Consider the following 15,048-nt stretch of genomic DNA (forward strand, 5'->3'; position numbering starts at 1 on the left):
GGTTCCCCGGCGCGCCACCCGCGCCGGGGAACGTTCATCGTCTTCAGGCCGGCGCGCCGACGCCCTCGTTCATGGGCGATGGCGCCGTCGCACTTCGACCTCCCCGTGCATCGCCGTGCCTGATTTCAGTTTCCTGTTCCAACACGCCGGCTTTCAGATCGCCGAAAGCCTGCTCGACGCCGGCCCCACCGACACCTACCTCCACCTGCTGCTGGCCGGCCTGGTCAACACCGTGACCGTGGTGGCCGTGGCGCTTCCGCTGGCCACGCTGCTCGGCCTGGCGGTGGGCCTGCTGCGGCTCACGCGGCATCCGCTGCTCTATCGCGCCATGGCCCTCCTCGTGGAGCCCGTGCGCAACACGCCGGTGCTGTTGCAGCTGTTCGTCTGGTACGCGTTGCTGCTGGGCTTGCCGGAGGTGCGCGAAGCCTGGCAGCCGCTGCCCGGCGTCTTCATTTCCAACCGGGGCCTGGCATTGCCGATGCTTCAGGGCGCGGGCGCCCATGCCGGGTCGCTGGCCGTGCTCGCGGTGTCGGCGGCGCTGCTGTGGCTGCTGCCCCTGCCCGCCCATGGCGCATGGCATGCACTGGGCCGCGTGAGGCGGCGCATCCGGTGGCCGGCGCTGGCCGCGCTGATGCTGTGGACCGGCTGGCGTCTCGTTTCCTTGCCGCGTCCGGTGCTCGACCTGCCCGGATTCGCCGGCCTCGGCCTGGCGGGCGGCGGGGGCCTGAGCCCCGAGTTCACCGCACTGGTGCTGGGCCTGACGGTGTTCCACGCGGTCTACATCTCCGACATCGTGCGCGGCGCCGTGCTGGCCGTCCCCACGGGGCAGATCGATGCCGCTTCCGCGCTCGGCATGCGCCTGCCCGGCGTGGCGCGCACGGTGGTCTATCCCTATGCGGCCAGGGCCGCGCTGCCGCCCTTCGCCAACCAGTGCCTGATGCTGCTGAAGAACAGCACGCTCGCGATCGCCATCGGTTACCAGGAACTGACGGCCATCGTCAACACCACCATCACGCAGACCGGGCGCGCGCTCGAAGGCATGGCCCTGGCCGCGGCCTGCTATCTCGCCGCCAGTGCCTTGATGGCCTGGGGCCTGGCGCGCTACAACGCACGGGTGAACCGGCAAGGCATCGAGGGGGCCGGCATGAGCCGCCTGGGCCAGCGGCTGGGCGTGCCTGTACTGACGGCCCGGGCCTTGTGGCGCACACCGCCGCACGCCGTGCTCAGCACGGTGCTGGCCGTGCTGGGGGCATGGGCGCTGTGGGCAGGCTTGCGCTGGGCCTTGCTGTCGGCGGTGTGGACCGGCGGTGCGGCAGCGTGCGAGAACGCAGGCGGTGCGTGCTGGGTGGCCGTCGCCGCGAACTGGCCACTGCTCATGTTCGGCACGATGGCGCCGCCGCAGCGCCCGGCCGCGCTGCTGGCCATCGTGCTGGTGGTCGCCGGCGTCGGCGCCGCCTTCATGCCACGCCTGGGCCCGCGCGCGCGTCTCGCAGGAGCGGGCGCGGCATGGCTGCTGGCAGGGCTGGTGCTGGCCGGCGTGTTCGATGGCGCACCGCCCCTGCTGCCGGTGCAGTGGGGCGGCGTGCTGGTGACCGTGGTGATGTCGGTCGCGTCGATCGCGCTGGCGCTGCCACTGGCGGTGCTGCTCATGCTGATGCGCCGCAGCCGGCGGGCCTGGCTCAGGGTGCCGGCCGTGCTGCTGATCGAAGCCGTGCGTGCCGTGCCCCTGATCACGCAGCTGCTGCTCGTGTCCTTCCTGATCCCGGTCTGGTGGGGCGGCGATTGGTCGTCTTCGAAGTTCCAGCTGGCGCTGGCGGCCCTGGTGCTGCACACCGCCTGCCTGCTGGCGGAGGTGCTGCGCGGGGCGTTGCAGGCCGTGCCCGCCAGCCAGGTGATCAGCGCGATGGCCTTGGGCATGCGGCCGGCCGCCGTGCTGTGGTCGGTGCTGCTGCCGCAGGCCAGGCGCATCGCCGCTCCCGCTGCGCTGGGCGTGTTCGTCGGTGCCGTCAAGGACACGTCGCTGGTCGCGGTGATCGGCGTGTTCGATGTCTTGAGCGCGGCCAAGGCCGTGGTGGCCGATACGACCTGGCGGCCCTACCATGTGGAGCTCTACGCGACGGTGGCGCTGTTCTACTTCCTCATCTGCCTCGGCCTGTCGCGCCTGGCCGAGCGCATGCGCCGGCAAGGCAGCGGCACGAAGGCCGCCTGAGCCGTCCACCCGCCCGGCACGGAGGCCCTCGACTTCATAATCCAGGCCCTTCCCAGTCACCCACCGAATCGGAACGCCCTTGAGTGCCGCAGACTTCCTCCTGTCCCCCGCCGTGCAGAAACTCATGCAGGTCGTGTACGCGGCGCCGGATCAGTGGCTGTCATCGAAGGAGTTGACGCAGCGCACGAAGCTGGCGCCGGACGTGCTCGCGTCCACGCTCGAGCACCTGGTGCGAAGCGGGATCCTGGCATCGCAGACGCTGCAGGCGGATCAGCCCCCCGCCTTCAAGACCGACCCTTCCTTCGTCTTCTACCGCGAGCTGCGCAGCATCGCCTTGAAGTCCTTCGCCGCGGCCGAGCCGATCCGCGCCATGCTGCGCGCCAAGTTCAAGGACTCGGTGGTGCGCGCCTTCATCCTGGGCGAGGACGACAACAACGTCGTCGAACTCGTGGTCGTGCATGGCGCGGTGACGCCCGACGAGGCGGCCATGACGGCCGCCTGCACGAAGCTGTCGAAGAGCCTCCATCGCCACCTGCAGGTGCATGTGGTGTCGGCGAACCGGCTCAGCGCGCCGGCGCGTCACGATGCACTCGTGCACCGGCTGGCCGCGGCCTCGACCTTCGAGATCGTCGCGCCCGGCGACACCAAGGCCCGCTTGCCGGCCGAGCGGCTCGGGCTGCTGCAGAGCGCGAAGAAGAAGCTGGCGGCCCTTTCCCGGTGAGCACGGGCGACTGCGTGACCTGAACCGGATTACGGCGCGCCTTCCTGCGGAACTGCGCGCTAGGCAGACTGCGCTGCGTCGAAGGCTCGGCGTTGTGCGCGGATGCCGTCGGCGTTCTCGATCACCCAGGTCCACAGCGGGATCATCTGGCAGAGCAGTTCGCGGCCCAGGATCGTGAGCGCGTACTCGACGCGCGGCGGCGTTTCGCGGTGGTCGAAGCGCTGCACCAGGCCATCGCGCTCCAGCTGCCGCAGCGTGCGCGTCAGCATCCGCTGGGTCACGCCCGCCAGTCGACGTCCCAGATCGGCATGCCGGAGACGGCCCGACACGCCCAGGGTATGGACCACACCGAGCGACCATCGGTTGCCGGCGTGCGCGAGCAACTCGCGCTTGAGTCCGTCGTCGTCGTCGCTCAGCGCGGCGCAGACGGCATGCGACTGCTGGATCAACTGCTCGACTTTTTCTGGCGGTATCACGCGTGTGCCTTCTTTTGCCCGGGGGGTTCCGGGTCCAACTGCCGATTTTCACAGGAGAAGAATCCATGCAGCATGGCCGCGCCCCCATCATCCCCCGCATCCTGGTCGTCGGCACCGGAGAACTGGGACTGAGCGTGATCCGCGCGCTCGCCGCCCGCGCGGGTCCGGCAGGCACCCGCATCGGCGCGCTGCTGCGGCCCGACGCGGCGCCCTCGCCCTCGCCCTCGCCCACGCCCGCCCGGCGCACGGTGCTGGCGGCGCTGGCGCAGCTCGACGTGACCCCGGTCTACGCCGACATCGCCACGGCGAGCGCATCGGCACTCGCCGAGGTCTTCCGGCCGTTCCAGACCGTGGTCAATTGCACGGGCTTCGTCGGCGGCCCGGGCACGCAGTTCAAGCTCACGACCGCGGCCCTGGAGGCAGGCGTCGAGCGCTACGTGCCGTGGCAATTCGGCGTCGACTACGACACGATCGAAGCCGGCAGCGGCGGCGGCATCTTCGACGAACAGATCGCGGTGCGCGCCCTGCTGCGGGCACAGCAGGCGAGCTGCTGGACCATCGTCTCGACCGGGATGTTCACCAGCTTCCTGTTCGAGCCGGCCTTCGGTGTCGCGAACCTCCAGCAGATGAGCGTCCATGCGCTGGGCAGCTGGAACACTCGCGTGACCGTGACGACGGCCGAGGACATCGGCAAGCTGACGGCGGACATCCTCTTCACCCATGCGCCCGGCACGAACCGGATCTTCTTCACCGCCGGCGAGACCCTCAGCTACGGGCGCCTGGCCGACGTGATCGAGCAGGTCTTCCAGACAAAGGTCGCGCGCACGGAATGGACGGTCGAGAGGCTTCGGCAGGACCTCGCACGCCAGCCCAACGACGTGATGCGCAAATACCGGCTGGCCTTCGCCGAAGAACCCGGCGTCGCCTGGGACCCGGGCATCACCTACAACGCCAGGAAGGGCATCCCGACCGATGACGTCGCGGCCTTTCTTCGCCGCATCGCGCTTGCGCAAAGCGTCTGAAAGGCTGCAGCACCCGGGAAGAAGTGCGCCCCGCGGTGCCGTCCGCGCAGGCCGATCCCGGCCCTTCGGCGTCGTCTCGGAACCGACATGTTCGTTACTTGAAGCTGCGCTAGCATCGCGCCCCTTCTCCTGACAACGGTCAGGCAGGTTCAATCGGGAAGATGGCGAAATGGCGTTGCACAAGAAGTTTCCAGGGTTGAGGTGCGCATGCGAGCCGGTCGCGGCCGACCGCATGGAACGCAGCTTCTGGATGAGACTGCTGCCCGGCATCAGGGCCTACCGCTGCCGCACCTGCGGCACGGATTTCCTGGCCTCCAAACGGGCGATGGATGCGCTGGTGATCGCACAGCGCCAACAGGCTTTCGAGAGCCGACGCGAAACCCGCTGAGACCGCGAAGGCCGGGCCCCGGCGGCGCCGGCCCGGGCCGCGTCTTGACATTCGGCGCTTGATGCAACATCATAAGTTGCATGATATTCAAAAGCCTCCGGACGCGCGGTGTCACGCGCCACCTGTGCATGCCGTCGGAGGGCCATCTCGCATGACGCCGTTCTCCGACCCGGCCCTGGTCTCGGGCTACGCCGACAAGACCGCGCGGCTGGTCCCCGGCCTGCGCGACCTTCACAAGATGGCAAGCTTGCTGATGGCCGAGCGTGCACCCGCCGATGCGCGGGTGCTGGTGCTCGGCGCCGGCGGCGGGCTGGAACTGAAGGCTTTTGCCGAGTTGCAGCCGGCCTGGCAATTCGATGGCGTGGACCCGTCCGCGGAAATGCTTGCGCTGGCGCGCACCACGCTGGGCCCCCTCGCCTCGCGCGTGCGTTGGCACGAGGGCTACATCGACAGCGCGCCCGAAGGCCCCTTCGACGCCGCGACCTGCCTGCTCACGCTGCACTTCCTGCCGGCAGCCGAGCGCCGCGAGACATTGGCCCAGATCCATCGACGGCTCCGGCCCGGCGCGCCCCTGGTCGTCGCGCACCACAGCTTTGCCGACGACGATCCCGGCAAGGACCGATGGCTCGCGCGCAACGCTGCCTTCGCGATCGCCTCCGGCGTGCCGGCGGTGCAGGCCCGGAGCAGCATCGCAGCGATCAAGGAGCGCCTGCCCGTGCTCTCGCCGGAACAGGACGTGGCGCTGCTGTACGCGGCGGGGTTCTCGAACGTCGAGCTGTTCTATGCGGGACTGAGCTTCAAGGGCTGGACGGCCTTCAAGCCCTGAGCAAGCGGCCGCTGTCGGCGCGCACTCACCCGGCCCATCGCTTCCAGACCTCCGGCGACCCGCACCTGGCGCCCGGGGAGCGCTAGGATGGGCGGGTGCCCGGCGCCCGCATCGGCCCACGAAGCGATGCGGCAGCCAGGATCGCTTCCTCGAAGATCGGTGCGTGCAAGCCATCGATCTGCAACATCTTTTACGCCATGAAAATAGCCACCTGGAACGTCAACTCGCTCACCGCTCGCCTGCAGCACGTGCTCGACTGGCTGATCGCCAACCCCGTCGACGTGCTGTGCCTGCAGGAGCTCAAGATGAGCGACGACAAATTCCCGCTCGACGTGCTGCAGTCGGCCGGCTACCAGGCCGCCTACTTCGGCCAGAAGACCTACAACGGCGTGGCGATCCTCAGCCGCGCGCCGGTGAGCAACGTCGCGAAGAACATCGGCGGCTTCACCGACGAGCATTCGCGCGTGATCAGCGCCACCGTCGACACGGCCCATGGCTCGCTGCGCGTGGTCAACGGCTACTTCGTCAACGGCCAGGCGCCGGGCAGCGACAAGTTCGCCTACAAGATGCGCTGGCTCGACGCGCTGCGCGGCTGGCTGGCGGCCGAGATGGCCGCCCATCCCGACCTCGTGCTGCTGGGCGACTTCAACATCGTGCTGGAAGACCGCGACAGCTTCGATCCGGTCGGCCTCAAGGAAACCATCCACCACACGACCGAGGAACGCGATCACTTCCGCGCGCTGCTCGCGCTGGGGCTCACCGATGCCTTCCGCCTGTTCGAGCAGCCCGAGAAGAGCTTCTCGTGGTGGGACTACCGCATGCTGGGCTACCAGAAGAACCGCGGCCTGCGCATCGACCACATCCTGGTGAGCGCGCCGCTGGTGCCGCGCGCCGTAGGCTGCGTCATCGACCGCGTGCCGCGCAAGTGGGAAAAGCCCAGCGACCATGCGCCCGTGGTGCTGACGCTCGACCAGCCGGACTGACACCATGCGCGCCACGCACGACCGGCACCTCGCAGCAGCCGCTGCGATCGTGGGCGTCCTGCTGGTCGGCTGTGCGCCGCTGAAGCCCGCGGCACCGCCGGATGCGGCGATCACGTCAAACGCGGTCGCCGAGGCCGCGAGCACCGTCACACCCGCATCCGAGGTCGAACCCGTGCGGCTGATCACCAACCAGACCCCGGCCGTGCGCGCCTACCGCAAGCTGGGCTCGGGCCAGATCTACAAGACCTATCCCACGCGCATCTACAAGGGCAAGATCCCGCCGCTGGTCTATGCAGTGGTGGTGGTCGAAACCGACATCGACGCCACCGGCAAGGTGCTCAACGTGAGCTTCAGCCGCCGGCCCAGCCATGCGCCCGAAGTGCCGGACATGATCGCCGAGCTGATCCGCAAGGCCTCGCCCCTGCCGCCGCCGGGCCGACTGGGTCCGCACACCTACGTCGACACCTGGCTCTGGGACAAGAGCGGCAACTTCCAGCTCGACTCGCGCACGCTGGGGCAAAGGAGCCGCTGAATTAGCCCACCCCCGAAGGGCTTCGCGCACTGCGTGTCGCTTCGCCCTTCCCCCTCAAGGGGGCAACACCGGCGGCCCGGCCAAGCCGGTTCCGCAGCATCGACCCACCCCCGAAGGCTTCGCGCACTGCGTGTCGCTTCGCCCTCCCCCTCAAGGGGGCAACACCGGCGGCCCGGCGGAGCCGGTTCCGCGGTGTTCCGCGCATAGGTGGGGTGCCGAGGAAAGGGCTACTCCAGGCCCAGTTCCTGGATCTTGCGGGTGATGGTGTTGCGGCCGATGCCGAGCTTCTGCGCGGCCTCGATGCGGCGGCCGCGGGTGTTGGCCAGTGCGGTGAGGATCAGGCGCGATTCGAAGCGGCGCGACAGCACTTCCCAGACATCGGTGTGGCCCGCCGACAGCAGGCGCTGCGCTTCGAGCTCCAGCCCGCCTTCCCACTCCGCGGCGGTGGCGGTCTCGGGTGCGGCGATGGTTGCGGCCGGCGCCGCGATGGCGGCAAGGGGCGCGTCGCCGTCGTGCTCCGCGGCCAGGCCCGCCAATGGCGGCACCGGGGCATGCAGCGCCACGGCATCGGCCGCGGGCGCGGCCATCACTTCGGGTGGCAGGTCCTTGGTCTCGATCAGCTGCGCCGGCGCCATCACGGTCAGCCAGTGGCAGATGTTCTCGAGCTGGCGCACGTTGCCGGGAAAACCGAAGGTCGCGAGCTGCGCGAGGGCCGCATCGGAGATGCGCTTGGGCTCGACGCCCAGCTGCTTGGCGCTCTGCTGCAGGAAATGGCGCGTGAGCGCCGGCACGTCCTCGCCGCGCTCGCGCAGCGCGGGCAGCCGCAGGCGGATCACGTTGAGGCGGTGGAACAAGTCTTCGCGGAAGCCGCCGAGCTTCACGCGCTGCTCGAGGTCCTGGTGGGTGGCGGCGATCACGCGCACGTTGGCCTTGACCGAGTTGTGGCCGCCCACGCGGTAGAAATGGCCGTCGCTCAGCACGCGCAGCAGGCGCGTCTGCAGGTCGAAGGGCATGTCGCCGATTTCGTCCAGGAACAGCGTGCCGCCCTCGGCCTGCTCGAAGCGGCCGCGGCGCATGGTCTGCGCGCCGGTGAAGGCGCCGCGCTCGTGGCCGAAGAGTTCGCTCTCGAGCAGGTCCTTGGGGATGGCCGCGGTGTTGATGGCCACGAAGGGGCCGTTGGCGCGCGGCGAGTGCTTGTGCAGCGCGCGCGCCACCAGTTCCTTGCCCGAGCCCGATTCGCCGGTGATCAGCACCGTCACATTGCTCTGCGCCAGCCGGCCGATGGCGCGGAACACGTCCTGCATCGCGGGCGCCTGGCCCAGCATTTCGGGGGCCGCCGCCATGCGTTCCTCGGCCACCTCCTCGCGCTGGCTCTCGCCGACGGCGCGGCGGATGAGTTCGACCGCGCGCGGCAGGTCGAAGGGCTTGGGCAGGTACTCGAAGGCGCCGCCCTGGAAGGCCGAGACCGCGCTGTCGAGGTCGGAGAAGGCCGTCATGATGATGACGGGCAGGCCGGGGTGCTTGGCCTTGATCTTGTCGAGCAGGTCGAGGCCCGAACCGCCCGGCATGCGGATGTCGCTCACCAGCACCTGCGGGCCCTGCTGTTCGTCGTCGTCCGCGAGCTCGAGCGCGGCCAGCACCTCGCGTGCATTGGTGAAGCTGCGCGTGGGCAGGTCTTCGCGCAGCAATGCCTTTTCCAGCACGAAGCGGATCGATTGGTCGTCATCTACTATCCAGATCGGCTTCATGCAACTCCTTGTCGTCTTGCTGCTAGGGCAGCGGTATCAATATCTTGAAATCGGTCCGGCCGGGCACGCTGTCGCATTCGATCACCCCATGGTGCTGCTGCACGAAGGTCTGCGCCAGCGTCAATCCGAGGCCCGTTCCGCCGTCCCTGCCCGACACCAGCGGATAGAAGATGCGGTCCTTGATGGCATCGGGTACACCCGGTCCGTTGTCGATGACATGCAATTCCAATGCCAGTCGATACCACTGCTTGTTGAAGATGACCTGGCGCGCGATTCGGGTCTTGAAAGTGATGCGCGCATCGCCGGCCGCGCGGCGCTCGACCAGCGCCTGCGCCGCGTTGTGGACGATGTTGAGCGTGGCCTGGATCAGCTGCTCGCGGTCGCCGCGGAACTCGGGGATCGAGACGTCGAAATCGCGCTCGATGTGCAGGTCGCGCGGAAACTCCGCGAGGATCACCGAGCGCACGCGCTCGCAGACCTCGTGGATGTTGACGTCGCCCACCACGTGTGGCCGGCGGTGCGGCGCGAGCAGGCGGTCGACCAGCGTCTGCAGCCGGTCGGCCTCGTGGATGATGACCTGCGTGTACTCGATGAGATCACGCGACTCGACCTCCATCTGCAGCAGCTGCGCGGCGCCGCGGATGCCGCCCAGCGGGTTCTTGATCTCGTGGGCCAGGTTGCGGATCAGTTCCTTGTTGGCCTGCGCCTGGTCGATCAGCCGCTCCTCGCGGTCCTGCCGCACCTGCTGCTCGAGCGGCGAGAGTTCGATGATCAGTTCGCCCGGCTTGTCGCCCTGCGCGAGCGTGACCTGCACCGGCATCAGTTCGTGGTTGACGCGGCGCAGGAAGGCCTCGTAACGCAAGGTGGCGAAATCGTTGCTGCGCGCACCGTCGATGGCGGTGCGCAGCACCTGCGGCTCCTGGAAGCAGGCGCCGAACTGCGAGCCTTCGAGCGTGCGGCGCGAAGTGCCCAGCGCGTCCTCGAGCGCGGCGTTGGCGAACAGCACCGAGCCGTCGTCCTTGACCACCGCGATGAGCGTGGCCAGCAGGTCGAAGGGCTGGAAGCGTTTGAGCGAAGAGGCGGTCTTGCCGAAGGCCATGTCAGGGCGCCGCCGGCGGCAGGCGGCCGATCTCGCGCCGGATGCCGGCGATGTCGCTCTCGTTGCGCGCGATCTCGGCCTTCATGTCGGCCACGCGGTCGAGGTACTTCTGGTAGTTGCGCGCTTCGCCGCCCTGCTTCTCGGGCTCGCCGTTGTTGTAGTCCTTGAGCAGCTCGGCCTGGCGTGCCTCGGCCTTGCGCAGTTCGGACTGGAGCACCGCGCGGGCCTCGCCATCGCGCGCGCGCTGGTCCGAACCTTCCACGCGCGGGCTGCCGGCCGGGGCGCGGGCCGCCGCGCCGCCGCCCGACGGGGCCGCCGCGCCCGGCGGCCGCGCGCCCTGGACGACGGTGACGTTGCCGCCTTCCATGACCTTGCAGCCGCGCCTCTGGGCGTCGGCGGCGTTGTTGGTGTATTCGTTGCCGCAGCGCCAGACGCGCTCCTGGGCCTGGGCCGGCAGCAGGGCGGGCGGAAGCATCACCAGCAGCAGTGGAAAAAGTAGTTTCTTCATGGTCCTCGGGAAGTCTGGGCGCGAAGCAAAGGGCATTCTGATGCAATTCGAGTGATGCCCTGCCCCGGTGTTCCCCTCCAATGAAAAAGGACGGCCAAAGCCGTCCTTTCAAATCGCCAGCGCCGCGCCCACCTGGCGCAAGCTCCCTTCGCGAGACACCGAGGAACCGGCTTCGCCGGTCCTCGGGTGTCGCCCCCGGCAGGGGGTGGGACAAGCGACACGCAGTGCGCGAAGCCTGGGGCGTGCCTCTTACAGCGAGTAGTACATGTCGAATTCGACCGGGTGCGTGGCCATGCGCAGGCGCGTGACTTCCTGCATCTTCAGGTCGATGTAGGCATCGATGTAAGAGTCGGTGAACACGCCACCCTTGGTCAGGAAGGCGCGGTCCTTGTCGAGTGCTTCCAGCGCCTGGTCGAGGCTGTGGCAGACGGTCGGGATCAGCGCGTCTTCTTCCGGCGGCAGATGGTAGAGATCCTTGGTCGCGGCTTCGCCCGGATCGATCTTGTTCTCGACGCCGTCGAGGCCAGCCATCAGCAGCGCGGCGAAACCGAGGTACGGGTTCATCAGCGGATCGGGGAAGCGTGCCTCGACGCGGCGGCCCTTGGGGTTGGCCACGAAGGGGATGCGGATCGATGCCGAACGGTTCTTGGCCGAGTAGGCCAGCTTCACCGGGGCTTCGAAGCCGGGCACCAGGCGCTTGTAGCTGTTGGTGCCGGGGTTCGTGATGGCGTTCAGGGCACGGGCGTGCTTGATGATGCCGCCGATGTAGTGCAGCGCGAATTCCGACAGGCCGGCATAGCCGTCACCGGCGAACAGGTTCTTGCCGTCCTTCCAGACCGACTGGTGCACGTGCATGCCCGAGCCGTTGTCGCCGACGATGGGCTTGGGCATGAAGGTGGCGGTCTTGCCGTAGGCATGGGCCACGTTCTGGATCACGTACTTCTGCAGCTGGACCCAGTCGGCGCGCTGGACCAGCGTGCTGAACTTGGTGCCGAGTTCCATCTGGCCGGCGTTGGCCACTTCGTGGTGATGCACTTCGACCGGGATGCCCAGGGCTTCGAGCACCAGGCTCATTTCCGAGCGCATGTCCTGGAAGCTGTCGACCGGCGGCACCGGGAAGTAGCCACCCTTGACGGCCGGGCGGTGGCCCGTGTTGCCGTGCTCGTATTCCTTGTCGGTGTTCCACGAGGCTTCTTCGGAGTCGATCTTGACGAAGCAGCCCGACATGTCGTTCTTCCAGCGAACGTTGTCGAACACGAAGAATTCGGGTTCCGGTCCGAAGAAGGCGGTGTCGCCCAGGCCAGAGGCCTTCATGTACGCCTCGGCGCGCTTGGCCAGCGAACGCGGATCGCGGTCGTAAGCCTTGCCGTCGGCGGGATCGATCACGTCGCAGGTCAGGATCAGCGTCGTCTCTTCGAAGAAGGGATCGATGTTGGCGGTGTTCGGGTCGGGCATGAGCTGCATGTCCGAGGCTTCGATGCCCTTCCAACCCGCGATCGACGAACCGTCGAACGCATGACCCGAAGTGAACTTGTCTTCATCGAAATGCGACACCGGCACGGTCACGTGCTGCTCTTTGCCACGGGTGTCGGTGAAGCGGAAGTCGACGAACTTGACCTCGTTTTCCTTGACGAGCTTCAGTACATCGGCGACGGTCTTTGCCATCAATTTCTCCTGGTTGAAAGGGTAGTGGTTGGAAATACGTGTGCAGGGGAATGCAGGTTCTGTGCCATTGCGGGGCATCCCCAACGCGGCTCTTTTGGGGCTGGCGCCCCGTCAAAGCGATAAAAAAGCGCCAATTTGGTGCAATCCATCCTAACGCACCATCTCGGGGCCGAGGCGCGCGTCAAAAGCGTGCAGGCCGTCGATCAGCTGGCGATAGGCGGCTTCGAGCCGGTCCGAGGCACCCTTGACGCCCAGTTCGATGTGGCGGCCGTACTCGGGATGGTCGACGCTGGGCAGGCTGAACACCTTGACGCCCTCGTGCGCCGCCTCGATGGCCAGCATCAGCGGCGTGAGGGTCGCCTCCATGGCACCGAAGACGATCACCGACTTCTCGGCCGCCTGGCCCTGGGCGAACAGCGGCGCATAGCGCTCGTCGAGCACCGACTCGATCATCGGCCAGGCCATGACCGGGAAGCCGGGCACGAAGTGCACGTCGCCCACGCTGAAGCCCGGGATCTTGTTGTAGGGGTTGCGGATGATCTCGGCGGTGGCCGGGAACACGCCCATGTTCAGGCGGTGGATGTTGTCCGGGCGCTCGGGTTCGTAGACCGTGCCCTGCTCGCGCGCCGTGTCCTGCATGCGTTCGCGGATCAGCCGCTCGGCCTCGGGGTGCAGCACCAGCGGCACGCCCAGCGCGGCGGCCGCGCACTGGCGGGTGTGATCGTCGGGCGTGGCGCCGATGCCGCCAGTCGAGAACACGATGTCGCCCGAGGCGAAGGCGCGCGCCAGCGCGGCCGTGATGCGCTCGGGCACGTCGCCCACGTACTCGGCCCAGGCCAGCGAGAGGCCGCGCGCGGCCAGCAGTTCGATGACCTTGGGCATGTGCTTGTCCAGGCGCTTGCCGGACAGGATTTCGTCGCCGACGACGATCAGGCCGAAATGTCGATTCATGGGATGTCCGATCGGATGGAAGGACCGGGCACCGGCGCGGTCTCTTCGGAAGAAGAAGGAAGAAGGGGCGGCGGCACCGCGGCCGCGCGCTGCAGGCGCAGCTGGGCCAGCGCGTCGAGGCAGTAGTGGGCGAACCAGAGGGCCGAGAAGGCGAACACCAGCGTGTAGATCCAGATCGCCAGCGGCACCAGCACGAAGAAGGCGGCGGCGAACAGCAGCCCCGACGCCCAGACGATGCTCGGCGCGGCACCCAGGTAGCCGCACAGCACGCCGATGGTCAGCAGCGGCAGCCGGTGCTGGCGCAGCAGCGCCTGGCGTTCCTCGGGGTTGGCATGCTCGGCCAGCGCGTCGAAGCTCATCACGCGGTAGGTGAGCCAGCCCCAGATCAGCGGCGGCAGGATCAGCACCAGCGGCGGGATCAGCCACAGCGGCATCGAGACCACCAGCGCGACCAGCGCCAGCACGGTGAAGGCCAGCGAGCGCAGCACGCTGCCGAGGAAGGAGGCGCCCTTCTTGCGCTCCAGCGCCGGGAAGCGGCGCTCGGCCACCAGGCTGGTGAGCGGGCCGGCCATCATGCCGGCGACGATCAGCAGCGACACCAGCACGATCAGCGGCGTGGCGGCGAAGATCACGACCAGCGGCGCCAGCATGGCCGGCACATCGCTGGAGAACAGACCGCCGATCCAGCCCCAGAAGCTCGACAGCATCGGCCAGGCGTCGAGCGCCTCGCGCGTCCAGGCCACGCTGGCGCTCCAGAAGAAGTAGCCGAAGCCCGCCGCCAGCAACACCATCAGGGCCAGCGGCAGCAGCGACAACAGGATCACCCGGGGCCGCATGCAGTAGGCGACGGCACGCCAGAAGGAGTCGAGAAGGAGTGGCATGGGGTGCCGAGGATAACGCCGCCGCGCGACAGCGTCTCGAAGGGCGGCCGCGGCGGCCTCAGCCTCGGCCCGCCAGCCGGCGCAGGCCCTGCCACTGCTGCGACCAGAAGCCGCGGCCGTAGTCGCGCACCCGGCCCTGCGCATCGGGCTCGACCTGGTCGCGGATGCCGGTGGCGTCGTAGCGCGGCTCGAAGTTCACCGTGCGGAACAGCATGTCCCACCAGGGCAGCAGCACGCCGAAGTTGTGGCCCCCGAGCGTTTGCGGTCCCTTCGATTCGTGGCCGATGCCGATCGCATGGTGCAGCCGATGGAAGCGCGGGCTGATCCACAGCCGCTCGCCGAGCGCGCCGAAGCTCCAGCGCAGGTTGGCGTGCTGCAGGCTTTCGCTGAGCTGGGTGAAGGCCACGATGGCGATGAACTGCCCGGGCGCCACGCCGATCAGCTGCGCCACGATCACGATGATCACGTCGTGGATCACGTCGTCGAGCAGATGGTTGCGGTTGTCGCTCCACATGGTCATCTGGCGCTGCGAATGGTGCAGCGAATGCAGGCTCCACCACCAGTTGAAGCGATGCTGGCCGCGGTGGATCAGGTACTCGACGAAGTCCAGCACCACCAGGTACACCGCGAACGCCACCCAGGGCACGTCGGTGACGCCGGGCCAGAGTTCGTCCAGGTGCAGCGAGCCCCAGCCGGCGCCGCGCAGCAGGCCCAGGCCGTCGTCGAAGAAGGGCTGGAGCACGAAGAAGATGCCCAGGCGGAACAGCCCGAGCCGGTGGATCAGCGTGTAGAGCACGTCGGTGCGGATCGCCCGCCGGTCGACCACCGGCTCGACCGGCTTCCAGCGCTGCAGCGGCCCGATGACCGCGATCAGGATCGCGATCTGGATCAGGCCGACCAGCAGCCAGCCGGTGGCGTCGAAGGCGTCCTCGACCCAGCCGCCCAGGCCGACCGCGTAGACCAACGGCTGCACCACGGCCTCGAACAGCCATTGCTGGCAGCCTGCAAAAAGATCAGTCAACCATTCCATACCGGGTCC

Annotated in this window: 15 protein-coding genes; 7 read left to right on the forward strand and 8 right to left on the reverse strand. The window is 68.4% G+C overall.

The genetic code is table 11. The annotated features are described in order from the left end of the window. The first annotated feature begins 115 nt into the window (after window positions 1–115). Both QTI20_RS18270 and QTI20_RS18275 read left to right on the forward strand, forming a co-directional pair. On the forward strand, window positions 116–2,209 hold the full coding sequence (locus tag QTI20_RS18270; protein WP_286552884.1) for an ABC transporter permease subunit: 2,094 nt from the start codon (window positions 116–118) through the stop codon (window positions 2,207–2,209). A gap of 79 nt (window positions 2,210–2,288) precedes the next feature. Beyond that, window positions 2,289–2,930: a hypothetical protein gene (locus QTI20_RS18275; protein WP_286574237.1), complete on the forward strand. Its 642-nt coding sequence runs from the start codon at window positions 2,289–2,291 to the stop codon at window positions 2,928–2,930. Window positions 2,931–2,989: 59 nt separating this feature from the next. Here QTI20_RS18275 and QTI20_RS18280 read toward each other — a convergent pair whose 3' ends face one another. Further along, window positions 2,990–3,406: a winged helix-turn-helix transcriptional regulator gene (locus QTI20_RS18280; RefSeq protein WP_286552888.1), complete on the reverse strand. Its 417-nt coding sequence runs from the start codon at window positions 3,404–3,406 to the stop codon at window positions 2,990–2,992. 65 nt (window positions 3,407–3,471) lie between these two features. On the opposite strand from QTI20_RS18280, the gene QTI20_RS18285 reads away from it, so the two are divergent. The 5 genes from QTI20_RS18285 (at window position 3,472) to QTI20_RS18305 (ending at window position 7,157) form a co-directional block, all read left to right on the forward strand. Further along, window positions 3,472–4,428, forward strand: a complete 957-nt coding sequence (locus QTI20_RS18285; protein ID WP_286552891.1) for an aromatic alcohol reductase — start codon at window positions 3,472–3,474, stop codon at window positions 4,426–4,428. A gap of 169 nt (window positions 4,429–4,597) precedes the next feature. After that, complete coding sequence (locus QTI20_RS18290) at window positions 4,598–4,816, forward strand: hypothetical protein (protein ID WP_286574238.1); 219 nt, start codon at window positions 4,598–4,600, stop codon at window positions 4,814–4,816. 151 nt (window positions 4,817–4,967) lie between these two features. Then, window positions 4,968–5,642, forward strand: a complete 675-nt coding sequence (locus QTI20_RS18295) for a class I SAM-dependent methyltransferase (protein ID WP_286552892.1) — start codon at window positions 4,968–4,970, stop codon at window positions 5,640–5,642. A 197-nt stretch (window positions 5,643–5,839) separates the two neighbouring features. Further along, window positions 5,840–6,625: an exodeoxyribonuclease III gene (gene xth / locus QTI20_RS18300; RefSeq protein WP_286552893.1), complete on the forward strand. Its 786-nt coding sequence runs from the start codon at window positions 5,840–5,842 to the stop codon at window positions 6,623–6,625. A 4-nt stretch (window positions 6,626–6,629) separates the two neighbouring features. After that, entirely contained in the window at window positions 6,630–7,157 is a 528-nt protein-coding gene (locus QTI20_RS18305) for a hypothetical protein (protein ID WP_286552895.1), read from the forward strand. A 227-nt stretch (window positions 7,158–7,384) separates the two neighbouring features. On the opposite strand, the gene ntrC is transcribed toward QTI20_RS18305, so the two are convergent. The 7 genes from ntrC to QTI20_RS18340 all read right to left on the reverse strand — a co-directional run bounded on the left by ntrC (window position 7,385) and on the right by QTI20_RS18340 (window position 15,039). Continuing rightward, window positions 7,385–8,905 (reverse strand): nitrogen regulation protein NR(I), encoded by a 1,521-nt coding sequence (gene ntrC, locus QTI20_RS18310; protein WP_286552896.1) that lies wholly within the window; start codon window positions 8,903–8,905, stop codon window positions 7,385–7,387. A gap of 22 nt (window positions 8,906–8,927) precedes the next feature. Beyond that, window positions 8,928–10,004 carry a nitrogen regulation protein NR(II) gene (gene glnL, locus QTI20_RS18315; RefSeq protein ID WP_183026347.1) on the reverse strand — a complete coding sequence of 359 codons (1,077 nt, stop codon included), beginning with the start codon at window positions 10,002–10,004 and terminating at the stop codon, window positions 8,928–8,930. Between the two features lies 1 nt (window position 10,005). Next, window positions 10,006–10,512 carry a hypothetical protein gene (locus QTI20_RS18320; protein ID WP_286552899.1) on the reverse strand — a complete coding sequence of 169 codons (507 nt, stop codon included), beginning with the start codon at window positions 10,510–10,512 and terminating at the stop codon, window positions 10,006–10,008. A gap of 249 nt (window positions 10,513–10,761) precedes the next feature. After that, entirely contained in the window at window positions 10,762–12,177 is a 1,416-nt protein-coding gene (glnA, locus tag QTI20_RS18325; protein WP_286552901.1) for a type I glutamate--ammonia ligase, read from the reverse strand. Between the two features lie 150 nt (window positions 12,178–12,327). Next, window positions 12,328–13,128, reverse strand: a complete 801-nt coding sequence (locus QTI20_RS18330) for a competence/damage-inducible protein A (protein WP_286552903.1) — start codon at window positions 13,126–13,128, stop codon at window positions 12,328–12,330. Next, window positions 13,125–14,009, reverse strand: a complete 885-nt coding sequence (locus QTI20_RS18335) for an EI24 domain-containing protein (RefSeq protein WP_286552905.1) — start codon at window positions 14,007–14,009, stop codon at window positions 13,125–13,127. The genes QTI20_RS18330 and QTI20_RS18335 overlap by 4 nt, the downstream gene beginning before the upstream one ends. A 58-nt stretch (window positions 14,010–14,067) precedes the next feature. Then, a complete protein-coding gene (locus tag QTI20_RS18340) occupies window positions 14,068–15,039 on the reverse strand; it encodes a sterol desaturase family protein (protein WP_286552906.1) in 972 nt (323 codons plus the stop codon). Between the last annotated feature and the right edge of the window lie 9 nt (window positions 15,040–15,048).

The sequence above is a fragment of the Variovorax sp. J2P1-31 genome, assembly GCF_030317215.1.
Taxonomy (GTDB): domain Bacteria; phylum Pseudomonadota; class Gammaproteobacteria; order Burkholderiales; family Burkholderiaceae_C; genus Variovorax.